The organism is Burkholderia sp. MSMB1498 (genome assembly GCF_001526245.1).
Classification (GTDB): Bacteria; Pseudomonadota; Gammaproteobacteria; order Burkholderiales; family Burkholderiaceae; genus Burkholderia; species Burkholderia savannae.
In genome coordinates this window covers 18,853-38,222 of record NZ_LOYJ01000072.1, presented here as the reverse complement: position 1 = coordinate 38,222, position 19,370 = coordinate 18,853, and the positions used below count along the sequence as shown (strand labels likewise).

The 19,370-nt window shown below is 69.9% G+C and carries 15 protein-coding genes; 9 read left to right on the top strand and 6 right to left on the bottom strand.

The window, feature by feature from the left end; all coding sequences use genetic code 11:
• Positions 1 to 460 precede the first annotated feature (460 nt).
• From nagE to WS91_RS16050, 6 genes are all read right to left on the bottom strand, one after another.
• Complete coding sequence (gene nagE, locus WS91_RS16075) at positions 461 to 2,239, bottom strand: N-acetylglucosamine-specific PTS transporter subunit IIBC (protein ID WP_059575788.1); 1,779 nt, start codon at positions 2,237 to 2,239, stop codon at positions 461 to 463.
• Positions 2,240 to 2,343: 104 nt separating this feature from the next.
• Complete coding sequence (gene ptsP, locus WS91_RS16070; protein ID WP_059670592.1) at positions 2,344 to 4,956, bottom strand: phosphoenolpyruvate--protein phosphotransferase; 2,613 nt, start codon at positions 4,954 to 4,956, stop codon at positions 2,344 to 2,346.
• Between the two features lie 25 nt (positions 4,957 to 4,981).
• On the bottom strand, positions 4,982 to 5,989 hold the full coding sequence (locus WS91_RS16065) for an SIS domain-containing protein (RefSeq protein WP_038751536.1): 1,008 nt from the start codon (positions 5,987 to 5,989) through the stop codon (positions 4,982 to 4,984).
• Positions 5,982 to 7,085 (bottom strand): N-acetylglucosamine-6-phosphate deacetylase, encoded by a 1,104-nt coding sequence (nagA, locus tag WS91_RS16060; protein ID WP_038751539.1) that lies wholly within the window; start codon positions 7,083 to 7,085, stop codon positions 5,982 to 5,984. The genes WS91_RS16065 and nagA overlap by 8 nt, the downstream gene beginning before the upstream one ends.
• Positions 7,086 to 7,185: 100 nt before the next feature.
• Positions 7,186 to 7,920, bottom strand: coding sequence for a GntR family transcriptional regulator (locus tag WS91_RS16055; RefSeq protein ID WP_038751540.1), 735 nt, complete (start codon positions 7,918 to 7,920; stop codon positions 7,186 to 7,188).
• Between the two features lie 615 nt (positions 7,921 to 8,535).
• Positions 8,536 to 9,459, bottom strand: a complete 924-nt coding sequence (locus WS91_RS16050; protein WP_038751542.1) for a LysR substrate-binding domain-containing protein — start codon at positions 9,457 to 9,459, stop codon at positions 8,536 to 8,538.
• A 445-nt stretch (positions 9,460 to 9,904) separates the two neighbouring features.
• Between WS91_RS16050 and WS91_RS16045 the strand changes: the two genes are divergently transcribed.
• The 9 genes from WS91_RS16045 (at position 9,905) to WS91_RS16005 (ending at position 19,369) form a co-directional block, all read left to right on the top strand.
• On the top strand, positions 9,905 to 11,671 hold the full coding sequence (locus WS91_RS16045) for an AMP-binding protein (protein ID WP_038751544.1): 1,767 nt from the start codon (positions 9,905 to 9,907) through the stop codon (positions 11,669 to 11,671).
• 80 nt (positions 11,672 to 11,751) lie between these two features.
• Positions 11,752 to 12,828: a hypothetical protein gene (locus WS91_RS16040; protein WP_038751545.1), complete on the top strand. Its 1,077-nt coding sequence runs from the start codon at positions 11,752 to 11,754 to the stop codon at positions 12,826 to 12,828.
• A 57-nt stretch (positions 12,829 to 12,885) separates the two neighbouring features.
• Positions 12,886 to 13,134: an acyl carrier protein gene (locus WS91_RS16035; protein ID WP_038751547.1), complete on the top strand. Its 249-nt coding sequence runs from the start codon at positions 12,886 to 12,888 to the stop codon at positions 13,132 to 13,134.
• 32 nt (positions 13,135 to 13,166) lie between these two features.
• Complete coding sequence (locus WS91_RS16030) at positions 13,167 to 14,054, top strand: hypothetical protein (protein WP_059670591.1); 888 nt, start codon at positions 13,167 to 13,169, stop codon at positions 14,052 to 14,054.
• On the top strand, positions 14,051 to 14,611 hold the full coding sequence (locus WS91_RS16025) for a hypothetical protein (RefSeq protein ID WP_038751553.1): 561 nt from the start codon (positions 14,051 to 14,053) through the stop codon (positions 14,609 to 14,611). The genes WS91_RS16030 and WS91_RS16025 overlap by 4 nt, the downstream gene beginning before the upstream one ends.
• An 18-nt stretch (positions 14,612 to 14,629) precedes the next feature.
• Positions 14,630 to 15,613 (top strand): ferritin-like domain-containing protein, encoded by a 984-nt coding sequence (locus WS91_RS16020; RefSeq protein WP_059670590.1) that lies wholly within the window; start codon positions 14,630 to 14,632, stop codon positions 15,611 to 15,613.
• 4 nt (positions 15,614 to 15,617) lie between these two features.
• The gene (locus WS91_RS16015) at positions 15,618 to 16,616 is read left to right on the top strand and encodes a 3-oxoacyl-ACP synthase (protein ID WP_038751560.1); all 999 of its coding nucleotides are present in this window, start codon (positions 15,618 to 15,620) and stop codon (positions 16,614 to 16,616) included.
• On the top strand, positions 16,606 to 17,802 hold the full coding sequence (locus WS91_RS16010) for a PLP-dependent decarboxylase (RefSeq protein WP_038751563.1): 1,197 nt from the start codon (positions 16,606 to 16,608) through the stop codon (positions 17,800 to 17,802). Before WS91_RS16015 ends, WS91_RS16010 begins: the two co-directional genes overlap by 11 nt.
• 7 nt (positions 17,803 to 17,809) lie before the next feature.
• A complete protein-coding gene (locus WS91_RS16005) occupies positions 17,810 to 19,369 on the top strand; it encodes an acyl-CoA ligase (AMP-forming), exosortase A system-associated (RefSeq protein WP_059575777.1) in 1,560 nt (519 codons plus the stop codon).
• Position 19,370: the final 1 nt, after the last annotated feature.

Sequence of the window (19,370 nt, the reverse complement as noted above, 5' to 3'; positions counted from 1 at the left end):
GGCTCGCCGCGCGCCGTCCGTCTCGCAAGTCGCCGGCGATTTGCCGCGTCGCATCGCTCGTCGACGCACAATGCCATGCGCGCCGCGCGGACGCTCTTCGGCGAACCCGCGGCCCACGGTTCGGTTGCGCTCGGGACGCAGGAGGTCGTGACGTCGGCGGGCGGGATGTGCTTTTCGCTTTTCGCTTTTCGCTTTTCGCTTTTCGCTTTTCGCTTTTCGCTTTTCGCTTTTCGCTTTTCGCTTTTCGACCCTCGAGATTCGAGGTGCGAGCTTCGAGGTGCGAGGTGCGAGGTGCGAGGTGCGAGGTGCGCCTCCAACGTTCAACGCCCGAAGCGCGAAAACGACCCGCGCGAAACGCCGCGTCAAAGAAAAAACGGCTTGCGACAGCCGCAAGCCGTTTCCCGTATGGCGCGATCGAACCGAACCCGCGCCGCGGATTCGGCCGACCCACGTCGTCGCGTCAGGCGGGCTGCGCCGCCGCGCCGCCGTCCGTCGAAGGCAGGCGCACCGCCAGTTGCTGCGCGTAGCGCGCTGCCGCCGGGCCGCAAACGATGTGGAACGTGTCGCTCGCGACCCACGCGACGTCGAGCGTCGCGAGGCGCTGGCGATCGACCGCCGACGGATCGCGCACGACGACACGCAGGCGCGTCGCCGCGACCGCGTCGAGCGACGCGACGTTCGTCGCGCCGCCGAACACCGCGAGCCAGCGCGTCGGCTCCGGATCGAGCGGCCCCGCCTGCGCGCCAGCGGCCGATGCCGCAGCGCCGGTCGCGGCCGCGGCCGCCGACGCGGCAGCCGCCGGCGCGGACGACGCCGCACCGCTGCCGAGCGTCGTGCGAATCTCGTCGGCGATGAGGTCCGCCTCCGGCCCGATGATCACCTGCACGCTGCTGCCGCCGCGCTTGAGCACGCCGCGCGCGCCGATCGTGCGCAGATCCGCTTCGGACACCTTGCCGGGATCGACGACGGACAGACGCAGGCGCGTCGTGCACGCGTCGACGACCGACAGGTTCGCCGCGCCGCCAAGCGCCGCGATGTAGCGCTGCGCGCGCGGCACGGCGGCGCCCGCCGTCGGCGCGACGAAGCCGCCCGACGCGAACGACTGCACTTGCGCGTCGGCGCCCGCCGGCTCGCGGCCCGGCGTGGCCATGTTGAACTTGCGGATGCAGAAGCGGAACAGGCCGTAGTACGCGGCGCCGTACGCAAGGCCGAGCGGAATCGCGATCCAGCCCTTCGTCGACAGCCCGTAGTTCAGCACGTAGTCGATCGCGCCCGCCGAGAACGTGAAGCCGAGCTTCACGCCGAGCAGCTGGCAGATCGCGAGCGACAAGCCCGTGAGCACCGCGTGGATCACGTACAGCACCGGCGCGAGGAACATGAAGCTGAATTCGATCGGCTCGGTCACGCCCGTCAGGAACGACGTGAGCGCCATCGAGAACAGCAGGCCGCCGACCACCGCGCGGCGCTCCTTCGGCGCTTCGTGGAACATCGCGAGGCACGCGGCCGGCAGGCCGAACATCATGATCGGGAAGAAGCCCGCCATGAAGCTGCCCGCGCTCGGATCGCCGGCGAAGAAGCGGTGCAGATCGCCCGTCACCGCCGCGCCGCCCGACGCCGGCGCGAACGTGCCGAACACGAACCAGACGAGCGAATTGATGATGTGGTGCAGCCCCGTGACGAGCAGCAGACGGTTCAGGAATCCGTAGACGAACGTGCCGATCGCGCCCGCCGTCAGCAGCCACTGGCCGACCGCGTCGATCGCGTGCTGAACCGGCTGCCACACGTAGCCGAACACGATGCCGAGCACGACGCACGCGAGCCCCGTGATGATCGGCACGAAGCGCTTGCCGCCGAAGAACGCGAGGTAGTCCGGCAGCTTGATGTCCTTGTAGCGGTTGTACAGCAGCCCCGCGACGACGCCCGCGATGATCCCGGACAGCACGCCCATGTTCAGCTTCGGATCGATGTCCTTCATGATCGCGACTTCGATCAGATAGCCGATCGCGCCCGCGAGCGCCGCCACGCCGTTGTTATCCTTCGCGAAGCCGACCGCGACGCCGATCGCGAAGAGCAGCGGCAAGTTGTCGAAGATCGCGCCGCCCGCGTCGGCGATCATCTTGATGTTGAGCACGTCCTGCTGCCCGAGGCGCAGCAGGATGCCCGCCACCGGCAGCACCGCGATCGGCAGCATCAACGCCCTGCCCAGGCTCTGTATTTTCAGAAACGGATTCCCGTCCATTCGATCCTCCAATCCTTATCGTGTCTCGTCGTTGAATAATTGATCGGCTCTGTTGATTGAAACGCGCTTCGAACGCGCGCGATTGCCCGGACGGCGGACGTGCGTCAGTCCGCCGGCCAGATTTCGCGGCTTGCTGCCCTCACCGCCTGCGCCGATTCGAGCGCGAGCAGGTCTTGCGCGCGCTGTCGGCACAGCTGGTAATCGAGATGGCGCACCTGCGCCTTGATGCCCGGCACCGCCCCCGGGTCCACCGACAATTCCGTCACGCCGAGGCCGACGAGCACCGGCACCGCGACCGGATCGCCGCCGAGCGCGCCGCACACGCCGACCCACTTGCCATGCTTCTGCGCGCCGCGCACGGTCGCGTCGACGAGCCGCAGCACGGCCGGATGCAGGCCGTCCGCCTGCGCCGCGAGATCCGCCTGGCAGCGGTCCATCGCGAGCGTGTATTGCGTGAGGTCGTTCGTGCCGATCGACAGGAAATCCGCGTGCTTCGCGAGCTGATCGGCGAGGAGCGCGGCCGACGGCACCTCGATCATCACGCCGACTTCGACGGCCTGCGCGCGGCCCATCGCGCGCGCGAAATCGTCGATGCGCTTCCTGATGCGCACGAGCTCGCCGACGTCCGTCACCATCGGCAGCAGGATGCGCACCGAGCCGAACGGCTTCACCGCGAGAAGGCCCTGCAGCTGATCGTCGAGCAGATCGGGGCGCACCTGCGCGAGACGAATCCCGCGCAGGCCGAGCGCCGGGTTCGGCTCGGGCGGCAGCGTCAGGTAATCGACTTCCTTGTCCGCGCCGACGTCGAGCGTGCGGATGATCGCGGTGCGGCCTTGCAGCGCGTCGACGATCGATTGATAGCTCTGCTGATGCTCGGACGTCGTCGGCGCGGCCTGCCGATGGATGAACATCAGCTCGGTGCGCAGCAGGCCGATCGCGTCGGCGCCGTTGTCGACGGCGACGCGCGCGTCGTCGAGCGTCGCGATGTTCGCGGCGACTTCGATCTTGTGACCGTCGCGCGTGACCGCCGCTTCGCCCGACATCCGCCGGTTCGCCTCGCGCACGCCGGCAAGACGCTGCCGCTCGTGGCGCGCGCGCTCGACGTCGAGCGCGGTCGGCGCATATTCGAGGCGGCCCGCGCTCGCGTCGACGACGACCTGCGTGCGCTCCGGAATCGCATAGAGCGCGTCGCCCACCGCGACGAGCGCCGGAATGCCGAGCTGGCGCGCGATGATCGCCGCATGCGAGGTCGCGCCGCCGCGCGCCATCACGAGCGCCGTCACGCGCTCGCGATCGAGCGACGCCAAATCGGAAGGCGTGAACTCCTCCGCCGCGAGCACGGCTTCGGCGGGCAGCTCGCGCACGGTCGCGCTCCCGTAGCCGAGCGCGCGCAGCACGCGCTTGTCGATGTCGCGCAGATCGGCCGCGCGCTCGGCGAGGAGCGCGTCGTCGACATCGGCGAGCACGGCCGTCTGCGCGCGGATCGTCTCGCGCCACGCGAAGCCCGCGCTCTTGCCGAGGCTGATCAGATCGCGCGCGGCGTCGACAAGCGCCGGGTCCTCGAGCAGCACGCGATGCACGGCGAAGATGCCCGCTTCGCCGATCGCGCCGCGCTGCGACGCTTCGCGCACCGTCGCCTCGAGCTCCGCATCGACGGCGGCGAGCGCGCGGTCGAGCAGACGGCTCTCTGCCGCGGGCGTGCCGCTCGCGAGCTCGGGCGGCGTGATGTCGGCGTCGTCCCCGCGCACGAGCGCGCCGACCGCGATGCCGGGCGCCGCGCACACGCCCGCGAGCGTGTTCGGATCGAGCGGCGCGCGCCCGATGCCCATGACGACGGGCGCGGGCGACACGACGCGCGCCGGCTTCTCCTCGGCTTCGCCGTGCGTTTCGCGCAGCAGCTCGCTCGCCACCAGCTCGACCGCCTTCGCGGCGTCGCGGCCCGTGGCGACGAGCTCGACCGTCGCGTGCTCGCCCGCGCCGAGGCCGAGCAATCCGACGACGCTTTGCAGCGCCGCCTTGCGTCCGTCGAAATGCACTTCGACGTGCGCGTCGAGCCCGCGCGCCGCTTCCCGCGCGCGCGCGGCGGGCCGTGCGTGCAGGCCGCCCGGCTGCGTGAGCGTGATCGACTTGCGCGCGTCGGCGGCATCGGCCGAGCCCGCCGCGACACCCGCACCTGCACCCGCACCCGCGCCGGCGACTGCCCCCGCCGCCGCGCCGCGCGCACGCAGCGTGAGCAGCATCGTCTCGCCCGCCTTCACGACGCCCGCGCCCGCGCGCCCGACGACTTCGAACGCGTCCGAATTCGCGATCGCGATCACCGACACGAGGCTGTGCGCGGCGCGCGCGATCGCGTCCTGATCGAATTCGATCAGCAGATCGCCCGCCGCGACGCGCGCGCCTTCCGCGATCTTCGTCGAGAAACCGAGCCCATTCAGCTCGACCGTGTCGATGCCGATGTGCAGCAGGATCTCCGCGCCGCCGTCGGCCGCGATCGTCACCGCGTGGCCCGTGCGCGCGACGTGCGACACGATGCCCGCGCACGGCGCGACGAGCCGGCCCTCGAGCGGATCGACGCCGATGCCGTCGCCGAACATGCCGCCCGCGAACACGGGATCGGGCACGTCGGCGAGCGGCACGACGGGGCCCGTCAAGGGAGAGACCAGCACGATCTGGTCGTGGGATGCATGCTTCAACTGTGACTCCTCGGCGCGTCTCATGGCTGTTTCGTCTCGTCGGTGATCGTCAGTGTGTTTCGGTGACTTTGTGCAGATGGCGCGGCGCATCGGGATCGCGGCCGCGTGCGGACGCGAGCTCGGCCGCCATCACGTAGAACGACAGGATCGCGGCGATCGGATCGAGCGCCGCGTGCGCGGTGCGCGCGAGCGGCAGCGTCGCATCGGGCATGCCCGCGGGCGCGGCGAGCAGCACGCGCGCGCCGCGTGCGCGCATGTCGCGCGCGAGCTGCAGCAGGCCCTCCTGCTCGGGCCCGGGCGGCGCGAACACGAGGAGCGGATAGTCGCGGTCGATCAGCTCCATCGGGCCGTGCCGCACTTCGGCGCTCGAGAACGCCTCGGCCTGGATGCCCGACGTTTCCTTCAGCTTGAGCGCCGCCTCCTGCGCGATCGCGAGGCCGAGCCCGCGGCCGATCACGATCATCCGCTCGACGTCGCGCAGCTCGCCGACGGCGCTCGACCAGTCGAGCCGGCCCGCCTGCTCGAGCGCGTCGGGCAGGCCGCGCAGCGCGGAGACGAGCGCGGCGTCGCGCTGCCAGAACGCGACGAGCTGCGCGGCGAGCGACAGCATCGCGATGTAGCTCTTCGTCGCGGCGACCGACAGCTCCGGGCCCGCGAGAAGCGGCAACGGGTGCTCGCACGCGTCGGCGAGCGGCGACGGCAGCACGTTGACCGCGGCGACGGTAAGCGCGCCCGCTTCACGCAGCGCCGTCATCGTGTTGACGAGATCCGGGCTCTTGCCCGATTGCGAGAACGCGAGCGCGAGCTGGCCCTGCACCTTGAGGGGCGCCTGCTGCAGCGTCGCGACCGACATCGGCAGCGACGCGACGGGCACACCGAGGCGGCTCATCGTCAGGCTCGCGAAGTAGCTCGCCGCGTGATCGGAGCTGCCGCGCGCGACGGTCAGCGCGACTTGCGGCGCGTGCGCGGCGAGATGAAGCGCGAGCGCCTCGACGCGGCGCGTGTCCGCGAGCTGCGCGGCGACGACGCGCGCCGACTCGCGCGCCTCGTTAAGCATATTCGACAATCGATTCTCCTTCGACGTAGGTCGCAGTCAGGTTCAGTTCGCGATCGAACACGACGAAGTCGGCCCACGCGCCGCGCTCGATGCGGCCGCGATCGGCGACGCCGAGGTAATCGGCCGCGTAGCGCGACATCCGGTTCGACACATCGGCGATCGGCAGGCCGAGCGACACGAGATTGCGCAGCGCCTGGTCCATCGTCAGCGTGCTGCCGGCGAGCGTGCCGTCGGCCAGACGCACGCCGCCGAGGCACTTCGTCACGCGCTGGCTGCCGAGCCGGTATTCGCCGTCGGGCATGCCGGTGGCCGACGTGCTGTCGGTCACGACGTACAGCCGCGGAATCGCGCGCAGCGCCGCGCGGATCGCGCCCGGATGCACGTGCAGCAGGTCGGGAATGATCTCCGCGTACTCGGCGTGCGCGAGCGCCGCGCCGACGATGCCGGGATTGCGGTGATGCAGCGGCGACATCGCGTTGAACAGGTGCGTGAAGCCGCATGCGCCGTGCTTGAGCGCGGCGACCGCGTCGTCGTACGTGCCGAGCGAATGGCCGAGCTGCACGCGCACGCCGCGCGCGGCCATCTCCGAGATGATCTCGATGTGGCCGGCGATTTCCGGCGCGAGCGTGACGACGCGGATCGGCGCGATCGACAGGTACTTCAGCACCTCGTCGAGCACCGCGGACACCGCCGCGTCCGGCTGCGCGCCGAGCTTGCCGGGATTGATGTACGGGCCTTCTAGATGCACGCCGAGCACGCGCGAGCCGCCCGGCGTGCGCACGCGCGCGACGTCGCCGAGCTCCGCGACGACGCGCATCAGCTCGTCGCGCGGCGCGGTCATCGTCGTCGCGAGCAGGCTCGTCGTGCCGTAGCGCGCGTGCGTGCGCGCGATCGTCTCGATCGCGTCGCCGCCTTCCATCACGTCCGCGCCGCCCGCGCCGTGCACGTGCAGATCGATGAAGCCGGGCAGGACGTATTGCGCGTCGTTCTTCGACGGATCGGCCGCGTCGCCCGACAGCGCCGTGATCCGGCCGTTCTCGAACTCGAGCGAGCCGTGAATCCAGCCTTCGGAGGTCAGTATGTTTCCGGTCAGCATGACGTTCTCTGATATCTGGTGATGCGTATGGGATCGGTGCTGCTTACTGCTTGCGAGAGGGTTTGCGGGTCGTCCGGGCCGCCGCGGACAGTCTGTCGTGTCAGCGTTTCAGCTCGGCGACGAAATCGTAATAGTCGTCGCGGCAATAGGTTTCGGTCGCTTCGATCGCCCGCCGATCGGCGCCGTAACCGATCCGCGTGATGACGAGGAGCGCCGCGCCCGGCGCGAGGCCGAGCCACTGCGCGACGTCGGCCGATGCGTTCACCGCGCGAAAACGCTGCGACGCGCGCACCACCTCGACACCATGCGACTGCAGGTAGTCGTACAGCGAGCCTTCGAGCGCCTGCGGCTCGGGCACGCAGGTCGCGGGCAGCGTCGAGCGCTCGTACGCCATCACGACGCCGTCCGCGCGCCGCAGCCGCTCGAGGCGCGCGACCGTCGCGCCGGGCGACAGGCCGAAGCGCGCGATCTCGTCGCGGCTCGCGGCGCACAGGCTGCGCGCGAGCCACACCGAATCGGGCGCGAACCCGCGCTGGCGCATCTTCGTCGTGAACCCGGCGAGCCGCGACAGCGGATCGGCGACGCGCGGCGTGATGAAGCTGCCCGCGCCGCGCACGCGGCGAATGAGGCCCTGCTCGACGAGGAGCGCGAGCGCACGGCGCGCCGTGATCCGCGACACGCCCGCCGCCGCCGACAGCCCGCGCTCCGACGGCAGCGCTTCGCCGGCGCGCCAGGCGCCGCCGCGAATCGCGCCGGCGAGATTGCGGGCGAGCTGCAAGTAGAGCGGGGTGTCGCTGCGAGCGTCCGGCGTCAGCGCCGACCAGCCGATATCCATAGGTCTCCGGGTGCGAAAACGGAAGGGCGTCGTCCGAAAGCGAGGCCATTATATAACCAAAATAATACCAGTCAATTTATCGCCGGCGGCCCGCCGGAAATCGCGGAAACGGTTGCCAGACAAGGGAGACGGCACGCTCAAACCCTTTATTTACAAAGCGTTTTGGGCTAGGTATTTACCCGATGGCGTGAAGCCTCGTTGACGTGCGTCAGATGCGCCAACCGGTTTGGGAAGCCGTTCGATTGAGACCGAAATAGAACCAGTCATCCGTACTGGTATGTACGGCGGACGCCGCTCGCGGCCCGCGTCGGATGACGTCGTCGCGCGGCGAAAGCGGAGCGGCGCATCGGCGATTCCCGCGACGATCCGGGCCGTGCCTCGTGGGCCGACGCGCGGCCCGGGTGCCCGGGCGAAGCGAGACGAAGAAGGAGGACGAATGGAGGAAGCCGCGAGCGGCGCGGCGTGTGCGACCTGTGCGACGTGTGCGACATGCGCCGTATCGGACTCACGGGGCGGCGAGCGTGACGGACGCTTCCCGCGGCAAGCGAGCGCGCCGGAGGGCCGCGAGCCGCCGCGAGCCGGCCGCAACGCTCGGCAGCGTGCGGCGCGCCTCGGTCACTCGACGCCGACCGCGCTCTCGATACGCTGCGTCACGTGCGCCTTGTGCCATTCAACGAACGAGCGCGCGGCAAGCGACAGTCCCGCCTCGCGCCACATCAGCACCAGCTCGATCAACGCCGAATCGTCGATGAGCGGCACGTATGCGACGCCCGGCTTGCGCAGCGTCGAGACGGCCGAGGGCACGATCGCGACGCCGCGTCCCGCCGCGACGAGCGCGATCATCGTCGTCATCTGCGACGCGCTCGGCCCGCGCCGCGGCGTGAAGCCCGCCGCCGCGCAAAGGTCGAACGCCTTGCGGTCGAGCGTCGAGCCGTAGCCCGGTGGAAACAGCACGAACGGCTCGTCCGCGAGACGATCGACGGACAGCGACGCCTCGTCCGCCAGCCCGCATTCTTCGGACACCGCGACGACGAGCGTCTCGGCCGCGATCGTCTTGACCCTGCATCCCTCGTAGTCGTCGATGGAATTCTTCCAGCCGATGCCGATGTCGAGCAGGCCCTCCTTGATGCTGCGGCTCTGCTGCGCGGAAGAAGCCTCGACGAGCGACAGCTCGATGTCCGGAAACGAGCGCGCGAAATTGCGGATCAGCGTGCCGAACGCATCGCAAAGCGGCACCGAGCTCGTGTAGCCGAGCGCGACCTTGCCTTCCTTGCCGAGCGCCGCGCGCTGCGACGCGGCCTCCGCGCGATGCACCGCGTCGAGCACGTCGCGTGCGTGCGGAAGAAACAGTTCGCCTTCGGCGGTGAGCTTCACCGAGCGCGTCGAGCGATCGAACAGGCGCAAACCGAGTTCGCCTTCGAGCGCGGAAATGTGTCGCGTGAGCGGCGGCTGCGCGAGATGCAGCCGCTGCGCCGCCTTGCCGAAATGAAGCTCCTCGGCGACGACGATGAAATAGCGCAAACGTCGTAGATCGATCATCTTTTCGTTCCAAGTATCAATCTGTCGCAATTCGGTATTGGCATTAATCAGCCTTATTGGGCGAAACTACGCCTCGTCAACAGTTATCGATATTTCAGAAATTCGACAACCATTTATACCTTAATTTTCGCTAGACGTTTGTACAGTTTTCTTAGCGTGTCCGTTACGCACGATAATTCGCCTCCGGCGATCGAAGCCTGCCCACTATGCAGCCGGATCGGCCTTCCAGCGCGGTTTTATTGCGATCGACACAACGCCGCCCACCATTCCGGCAGCGAATGTTTCATTGACCGAAATTCGCCGCCACGCGTGTCGCAAATGAAATTCGGACCCGACATTTCATTTTTTGTATGGAAATTGTCAGGAAAACAGGCCAATAAGCCAAACAATCCGAATTAATTATTGCAAATCGAGTTTTAGCGGATTTTTAATAAAGGGGCAGTCAATGCGCGATTCCTCGTCGCTGATCGACAAGCTGTTGGCTCCGCTCGGAGAGGGGCGGATCTGCCGCGCGCACGGCATCGGCACGCTCGACGAGAGCGGCATCGAGCACGTGCTGTCCTATCGTCAACTGAGCGAGGCGGGCTTGCGCATGAGCGCCGCGTTGAACGCGCTCGGCGCGCGCGCGGGCGATCTCGCCCTCCTCGCGCTGCCCGCGACGAACGACTATCTCGCGCTGCTCGTCGGCTGCGTGCTGTCGGGCGTCGTGCCGTGCACGGTGCCCGCGCCGCTCAAGCGCGCGAACGGCGCGAGCCCGCAAGTGCTCGAGGTCGCCTGCCAGCTCTATCGTCCGACGTTCGTGTTCACCGCATCCGCGCACGTCGCCGAACTCGAGGCGCAACTGCGCGGCACGGGCGCGCGCGTGATCGACGTCGGCATCCTCCGCGCCGCGTCGACGGGCGCCGAGCCGCGCCTCGCGCCGCGCGGCCGCGACGATACGCACCACATTCAACTGACGTCCGGTTCGACGTCGCATCCGAAGGCGGCGATCATCAGCCACCGCAACGTCGAGAGCAACATCGCGGGCATCGCGAACGCGTGCGGCTACAGCAAGCAAGCCGCCGACAACACCGTGATCTGGCTGCCGCTGCATCACGACATGGGCCTCGTGAGCCTGCTGCTGCATCTGTACTACGGGACGTCGCTGCGGCTGATGCCGTCGATGAGCTTCGTGCGCAACCCGCTCGGCTGGCTCAAGCGCATCGCGCACACGCGCTCGACGATCGCCGTCGCGCCGACCTTCGCGCTGCGCTACTGCGTGCGCCGCTTCAACGCGGCGGCGATGGAGGACGCCGACTTCAGTCATCTGCGCACGTTCCTCGTCGGCGCGGAACGGGTCGACCGCGCGACGCTCGCCGATTTCGCCGCGACGTTCACGCCGTACGGCTTCCATGCGTCGGCGCTGCAGCCCTGCTACGGCATGGCGGAAGCGACGCTCGCCGTCACGTTGCACCGCTCGATCGACGCGCCGGCGACTCGGGCGTTCGCGCACGTGATCGCCGATCGCATCGACACCGCGGCGCTCGCGCAGCATCACCGCGCGACGCCCGTGCCCGACGGCCACGCCGGCGCGACCGACACGCTGCTCGCCGTCGGCGCGCCGCTCGACCAGATGGCCTACGAAATCCGCGATGCGCAGGGCCGCGCCGTCGCCGAACGCGACACGGGCGAGATCTTCATACGCGGCGCATCGGTCATGCAGGGCTACCTGCCGAGCGCCGACGCCCCCGCGCCGCAACCGTTCGACGCGCACGGCTGGTTCGCGACGGGCGACATCGGCTACGTGAGCGGCGGCCAGCTCTTCATCCTCGGCCGCAAGAAGGAAATCATCATCATTCGCGGAACCAACTACTTCCCGCACGAGATCGAGGAGACGATCGACGGCCATCCGGCCGTCTACAAGGGCGCGTGCATCGCCGTCGGCATCCACGACGAAACGCAGGGCACCGAGAACCTCGTCGTCCTCGTCGAGGCGCATGCGAATCGCGTCAACAGCGATTCGCGCGCCGAGTTGCAGACGCGCATGCAGCAGCGGCTCGGCTATTGCGCGCAACGCATTGCGTTCGTCGAGCCGGGCGCGTTGCCGCGCACGACGAGCGGCAAGCCGCAACGGCTGAAGGCGCGCGCGATGTTCATGAGCGGCGAGCTGCGCGAAATCGCGCCGCCGCCGTCGCGCCTGCCCGGCGTCGAGCGCCTCGCCCCGCAGCCATGACGGCCGCCGCCTCGCGATCCTCCCTCTCGCGCGCCGCCCACATACGACGTTCATCAACGCATGCCCGAACCCGATTGCCCATGATGCTCGACACCCTGCCCGACACGCATTCGCACCTCGACGCCGCCGATCTGCCGGCGCTCGCCGCGCAACCGATCCGCGACCGCCTCGAAGCGTTCGGCGCGCTGCCCGCGCCGCTCGACGCGCTGCTGCGCGCGAGCGCGACGCGCCTGCTCGACAGCGACATGATCATCGCGCAGCCGCGCACCCCGGCCGAGCCGGCCGACGCCGCGCGCGCGACCACGCCGCTGCGCTACGAGCAATCGGCCGAGACCGAGGCCACGCTCGAGCGAATCGCGCGCGAGGGCTTCGCCCCGCACTTCAAGCCGTTCATGCGCGGCTTCTCGCGCGTGATGTCGACGCTCTTTCTCACGCCGGAGCAGGACGCGAAGGTCGAGGCGCACCGCGCGGCCGGCCACCATCTGCGCTTTCTGATGAGCGACGGCGGCGGCCCCGCGCTCGCGGGCTGGCGCTCGACCGTGCGCGGCGAAAACGGCCGCACGGTGCTCGCGATCGACAAGGTGTGGGGCATCGAGGCGCATCGCGAAAGCATCGGGCTCGTGGCCGTGCGCGCGCCGGGCGCGTTCATGCCGGCCGCCTATCTCGTGTGGCCCGAGCAGTACCGCACGCTCGAGCGCGCCGCATGCGGCGAGCCGTTCCTCGAAGGCGGCCTGCAGCTCGGCAACGTGCGCGGCGAAGTCGAGACGACGCCCGAGGATCGCCTGCGCATCGGCGGCCCGAACGTGTTCAACAAGTATCTGACGATCGTGCGCCCCTATTTCGTGCGCGCGCTGATGGCGCACGTCGGCTGGCTCGCGCGCGCAGACCGGCTCGCGCTGTCGCCCGCGCACGAATCGGTCTGGCGGTTCGTCGCGCAAGGCGCGCGCACGCAGTCGCGCTCGACCGTGTACGGCGCCGACAGCGTGCAGCGCGTGCTCGCGCTCAAGTTCGCCGCGAACGAGCTGCTCGGCGAGCTGGTGCGCCAGGGCGCGGTGCGCCGCTTCGACGATCAGCGCGACCTGCTCGCGCTGTCGAAGATGGAAGGCAGCGCATACCGCTGCTACTACGAAATCCGGATGGGCGCGAAACGCGCCTGATCCGTCGTTCATCGTTGTTTCGCCGTGTTGTCTCCCTACTCGAAAAAGGAAACCGTCATGAGCACGCCCGCCACTGAAACGCTGCCCCTTCTCGCACGCGAGGTCGCGAAGATCCTGAACGTCGAGGCCGTCGAAACCAACGTCGGCATCGGCGAGCTCGGGATCGACTCGCTGAACATCGTCGAGCTGATCGTCTTTTGCGAGCAGTTGTACGGCTCGATCGATCCCGAAGCGCTGAACATCACGCAATACACGACGCTCGCGCAGCTCGACGCCGAACTGCGCGCGTCGCAGACGGCCGCCTGACGCGCGGCGCGAAAGCAGCACACGAGGCCGCGATGATCGAGCTCGCCCCCATTCCGGAACCCGCCGCGACGACGCTGACCGCCGCGCGCCTGCAGGTGCGCGCGCTCGCCTACCGGCGCGTCGCGGCGCCCGCCGCGGGCGGCGTCGACGACCTGCTGGACGCCGCCGCGCGGCTCGGCCGCCTGCTCGGGCGCGAGGCGCTGGCGTGCGCCGGTTCCGCGCGCGCGGGCGACGCGATCGACGACTACGTGGTGTGCTCGACGATCCTGTCCGGCCTGCTGATGGACGACTCGCCGCATCATGCCGCGTTCGCCCGCGCGATCGCATCGCACGGGCCGCGCGCCGCGGACTGGCTCACGCACGGCTACGAGTGCGCGAGCTGGGGCTATGTGTTGCGCGAGACGCTCGGCAAGGCGATGCATACCGGCACGCGACGGCTGCTGCTGCAGATCGTCGACGTCGACATCCATCGCTTCAGCTACTGGCTGAGCCATCCGCAATGGGGCGCATCCGGCTTCGGCATCTGCACGCTCGCGCTCGACGTCGCGCCGGGTGCCGACTGGCCGCTGCATCTGGGCGCGGCGCCGCCCGCGCACGCGCTCGCGATGCTGGGCCGCGCGCTTGCCGCGTTCGGCCGCGCACGGCCGGGCACGCCTGTCGCGCCGCCGTTCTTCAAGGAGGCGTCGCGCCGCGCGCTGCTCAAGTGCCTGGGCGACGCGCCTGTGCACCCGGACGGCCACGCACGCTTCGGCCACGCGTTCGGCAGCGACCCATGGATCTCGCTGCTGCTGCATCGCTGCGCGCCCGGCGCGCCGGCCGCGGCGCGTGCGATCGTCGGCTCGCTCGCGCTCAACGGCTACTTCGCGATCGCCGAGATCACGTACGGCGCCGACGCACGCTTTCGCCTGGACCCGGCATGACGCACTTCGCCACTCGCCGCTACCGGCTCGAACGCGCGCCCCGCGCACCCGTGCTCGTGCGCGCGTCGAGCTACGGCATCCCCGCTGCCACCACCGACGACTACGCGCGCCTCGCCGCGTATCAGCCGGATTCGACCGCCCCCGTGCTGCTCGACCACACGCAGTACGCGCGCTTCATGTCGGAGCTCGTCGACGCGCTGTGGCAGGCGCTCGGCGCCGATACGCGCGTGTACGTCCGGTTCCGGATGCCGTACAACGGCGCGCTGCCCGCGAACCTGCTCGATCCGCGCGTGCTGATCGGCAGCGGGCTCGGCTCGCAGATGGCGTTCTGGTCGCGCGTCGAGGCTCGGCCCGGCATAGGCATCGTCGACCGAATCCGCCGCGATCTCGACTACCCGGGCGACAACACGCTCGCCTTCGCCAGCGCGAGCGAGGAGCGGCTCGACACGCTGGAGGCCGCGCTGTTGCGCGACTGGCCGCGCTACGCGGTGCGGCTCGCGCGCGCCGACGGCGGCGCGGCCCGCCGCCCGGTCCGACCGGACGCCCGTTTTGCCTAACCGAACATGGAAGCCACTATGCAACCGTACGAAGACGCCGCCCGCGGCCATCGCTGGTCGATGCCCGTCGACGCGCTGATGATGAGCGACTACGAATATCGCGAGACCGCGCTGACGAACCTGTATCACAAGGCCAAGGCCGCCCAGTGGGACGTCAACCGCGACATCGACTGGAACGTGACGCTGAACCCCGACAACCCGCTCGGGATGCCCGACGGCATGCTGCTCGTGTTCGGCACCGATCTGTGGCACAAGCTCGGCGCCGCCGAGCGTGCGGAGATGCGCCATCACTGGCAGGGGTGGCTGCTGTCGCAGATCCTGCACGGCGAGCAGGCGGCGCTCATCTGCGCGTCGAAGCTCGCGAGCGCCGAGGAAAGCCTGTCCGCGCGCCTGTGCGCGGCGGCGCAGATCATGGACGAGGCGCGCCACGTCGAAGCGTACGCGAAGCTCGTCAACGAGAAGATCAGCGTGCGCTATCCGATGAGCCGCTCGCTCGAAGGGCTGCTGAAGGACACCGTCACGTCGAGCGCGCTCGACATCACGAACCTCGGGATGCAGGTGCTCGTCGAGGGGATCGCGCTGTCGACGTTCCAGACCGTCGTCGCGTTCAGCACCGATCCGTTCGTCAAGGATCTGTTCGCGCGCATCCAGCGCGACGAGGCGCGCCACTTCGCGGTCGGCCGGCTCACGCTCGCCCGCGTGTATTCGGACATGACGTCGGCCGAGCTGAAGGAGCGCGAGGAGTTCGTGAGCGAAGGCGCGTCGGTGCTGTACGAGCACCTGTGCGCGGACGACATCTGGGAGCCGCTCGGCTATTCGAAGCAGGCGTGCGCGCAGATGGTGCGCGAATCCGAGGTGTCGCGCGCGCTGCGCCGCTCGATCTTCCGCCGCCTCGTGCCGACGATCCGCGAGATCGGCCTGCTGACGCCGCGCGTGCGCCGGACCTTCGAGCAGCTCGACGTGATCGACTACGAAGACATGCCGCTCGCGATGGACATGTGACGCCATGCGCCAAGATCAAGCGAACCACTGGATCGGCATCGACGCCGCCGCATACGAGCTGCCCGACGCGGCGATCGACATCGACGCATGGGCGGCCCGCCATGCGTGGCCGCGCGCGCAGGTCGACGCGATCCTCGAATCGGGCTGCCGCTTCTTCCATGCCGCGCCGCAGACGAGCGAAGTCGAGCTCGCGTCGCGCGCGGTCGGCGCGCTCGTCGACGCGACGGGCATCGCGCCGTCGTCGATCGATCTGATGGTGCACGTGCACACGCAGACTTTCAGCATGCCCGCACCGCCGCGCAGCCTGCTCTACGAAGTCGCGCACGCGCACGGCATCCGGCCGCTATGGAGCGGATCGATCGCGCAGTTGAACTGCGCGTCGATCGCCGCGGCGATCCGCATGATCGACGCGCTGTTCGCCGCGTATCCGCAGGCGCAGTCGGCGCTCGTCGTGTCGGCCGACCGCGCGTACGACGAAGCGACCCGCCTGCGCCAGTTCTCCGGCATCCAGGGCGACGGCGCCGCATGCCTGCTCGTGACCCGCAACAGCCGCCGCAATCGCGTCGGCGGCATCGCGCTGCGCAACCAGGCCGCGTGGTATCCGGGCTCCGACTCGGCGAAGGAAGTCGAGCGCACGATGATTTCGACCGAATGGCTGCATACGCACCGGATCGTCGACGCCGCGTGCGCGCTGACGGGCCGGCCGATCACGGGCTACGAGCGCATCCTGCCGATCAACACGGATCTGCGCGGCTGGCATGCGCTCTGCCGCGCGCTGCGCGTGCCCACCGAGCGGCTGTTCGGCGAGAACGTCGCGCGCTGCGGCCACGTGTGCTGCTCCGATTTCGCCATCAATCTCGCCGACGACGGCCTCGCCGCGCTCGACGCGGGCCTGCACGTGATGGGCGTCATGCAGTCGAACGTCGGCGCGTTCGCCGCCGTCGCGCTGCATCCGCTCGCCGCCGATTCGTCGTCCACTCCCCCCGAGGCCTATGAACATTGACACGATCGGAACCGCGCCGCGCGCCGCGGCCGACGCCGACCACGCCGACTGGCTCGAAGGGCTCGACACGCCCTGCTACGTGTTCGACCCACAAAGCGTGCTCGCGAGCTACGCCGCGTTGCGCGCGGCGCTCGGCACGCGCGTCGTCGTGTCGCTGAAGGCGAACTCGCACGCGGATCTGTTCCTGCGCTGCGCGCACGCGTTCGAAGACGGCATCGAGCTCGCGAGCCAGGGCGAGCTCGACACCGTCGTCGGGCGCGGCAAGCACGTGAAGTACCTGAACAACCCGGCGATGGGCGACGCGCTGATGCGCGCGGGCATCGCGTCGCGCTGCCACTTCATCCTCGACGGGCCGGACATGGTGCGCCGCTTCGTCGCGCTCGCGTCCGGCAAGGAGACCGAGGACGTGATGCTGCGGATCAACGCGGGCGCGCTGCTCGGCGCGCATGCGCCGAAGTCGCTGCGCGACCATTTCGGCATGACGCCCGCGGAGGCGCTCGGCATGGCGAACCTCCTCACGCAGGCGGGCCGCCGTGTGGCCGGCCTGCACACGTTCGTCGGCTCGGGCAACTTCCGCGCCGGGCCGACGAAGGGCGGCGACGCGGATTCGGCCGATCTCGCATGGGCGCTCGCGCAGCTCGCCGAGCAGATCGAATCGCTCGTGCGCGCGCCCGTCACGCATCTGAACCTCGGCGGCGGTTTTTCCGAGAAAGGCCATGACGACGCGACCTTCGAGCGCTATCGCGCGCGCATCGCGCCGCTCGCGAAACGCTACACGCTCGTTCACGAAGCGGGCCGCGCGATCTTCGCGAACGCGGGCGTGTTCGTCACGCGCGTGCGCGCCGTCAAGGTCTGGGACGACCGCGTGATCGCCGTGTGCGACGGCGGCATGAGCCACAACTTCCTGCTCGCGAAGACGGAGGCGGTCCTGAAAACCTGGGAGGCGCCGACGCTCGTGCCGGCCAGCCCCGCCGACGCGCATCGCGCGCCGAACGCGCTGCCGGTCACGTTCGTCGGCAACACCTGCAACCGCGCCGACGTGATCGGCCGGCTCGAGCGTCATCCGCGGCTGCCGCAGCCGGGCGACTTCGTCGTGTTCTCGCAGTGCGGCGCCTATCACCACTCGTACACCGTGAGCGGCTTCCTGTCCCACAAGCCGGCTCAGGTCTATATCCGTCAGGCATGAGAGCGCCATGAATCCGCACATCCGACTCGTCGATCTTCTCGACTCCGCCGCGACGCAGCGGCCCGACGGCATCGCGATCGCCGATCCGCGGCGGCGCGTGCGCTACGCGCAGCTCGCGGCCGACGTGCGCCGCGTCGCCGCCGCGCTCGCCGCGTCCGGCATCGAGCCGGGCGAGCGCGTCGCGACCTACGCGCCGAAAGCGTACGAAACGATCGTGACGATGCTCGCCGCGAATCTCGCGGGCGCGATCATCGTGCCGATCAATCCGCAGCTGCGCGACCATCAGGTGCTGCACATCCTCGCCGACAGCGGCGCGCGCCTGCTCGTCACCACCGCGCCGCGCCTCGCGCGGCTCGCGGCGCGGCCGGCCGCGCTCGTCTGCTGGCGGGTCGACGACGTCGCCGCGCTGCCCGACGCGAACGACTACGCGGGCCACGCGCTCGCCGTCGATTCCGATCCGGCCGCGATCCTCTATACGTCCGGGTCGACCGGGCGCCCGAAGGGCGTCGTGCTGTCGCACCGCAATCTGACGGCGGGCGCCGAGAGCGTCGCCGCCTACCAGCGGCTCGCACACGACGACGTGATCCTCGGCGCGCTGCCGCTCAGCTTCGACGCGGGCCTGAGCCAGCTGACGAGCGCGCTCGCCGCGCACGCGTGCTACGCGCCGCTCGACTTCCTGCGCGCCGAAGAAGTGCCCGCGTGGTGCGCGCAGGTCGGCGTCACGTCGATCACCGGCGTGCCGCCGTTGTGGATGCAGCTCGCCGCGCTCGCGTGGCCCGACGGCCCGCGCCTTGCCGTGCGCCGCTTCGCGAACACGGGCGGCACGATGCCGGCGCCGCTCCTCGAACGGCTGCGGCGGGTCTTTCCGAACGCCGCGCCGTATCTGATGTACGGCCTCACCGAGGCGTTCCGCTCGACGTACCTGCCGCCCGACGAGGCCGCGGCGCGCCCCGGCTCGATCGGCAAGGCCGTGCCGAACGCGCAGATCCTCGTGCTGCGCGCCGATGGCAGCGAGTGCGACGCCGACGAGCCGGGCGAGCTCGTGCATCGCGGCGCGTTCGTGACGCTCGGCTACTGGAACGCGCCCGAGCTCACCGCGCAGCGCTTCCGGCCGCTGCCGCACGCGCGTCATCCCGTCTCGCTCGCCGACGTCGCGGTGTGGTCCGGCGACATCGTGAAGCGCGACGCGGACGGCTTTCTCTACTTCGTGTCGCGCGCCGACGAGATGATCAAGACGTCCGGCTATCGCGTGAGCCCGACCGAGATCGAAGAGATCCTGTTCGAGTGCGCGCAGACGCTCGAAGCCGTCGCGTTCGGCGTGCCGCATCCGACGCTCGGCCAGGCGATCGTCGCATGCGTGTACGGCCGCGGCGATCCCGCGCAATGCCGGCAGGCGCTGATGCAGGCGTGCCGCGCGCGGCTGCCGTCGTACATGGTGCCGCAGCACATCGACGTCGCCGGCGCGCCGCTGCCGCGCAACCCCAACGGCAAGATCGACAGGCCGCTGCTGAAAAGCGGCCACCTGTCGCGTTTCGACGTCGAGCCGCGCGCGGCCGCGCTCGGCTGAA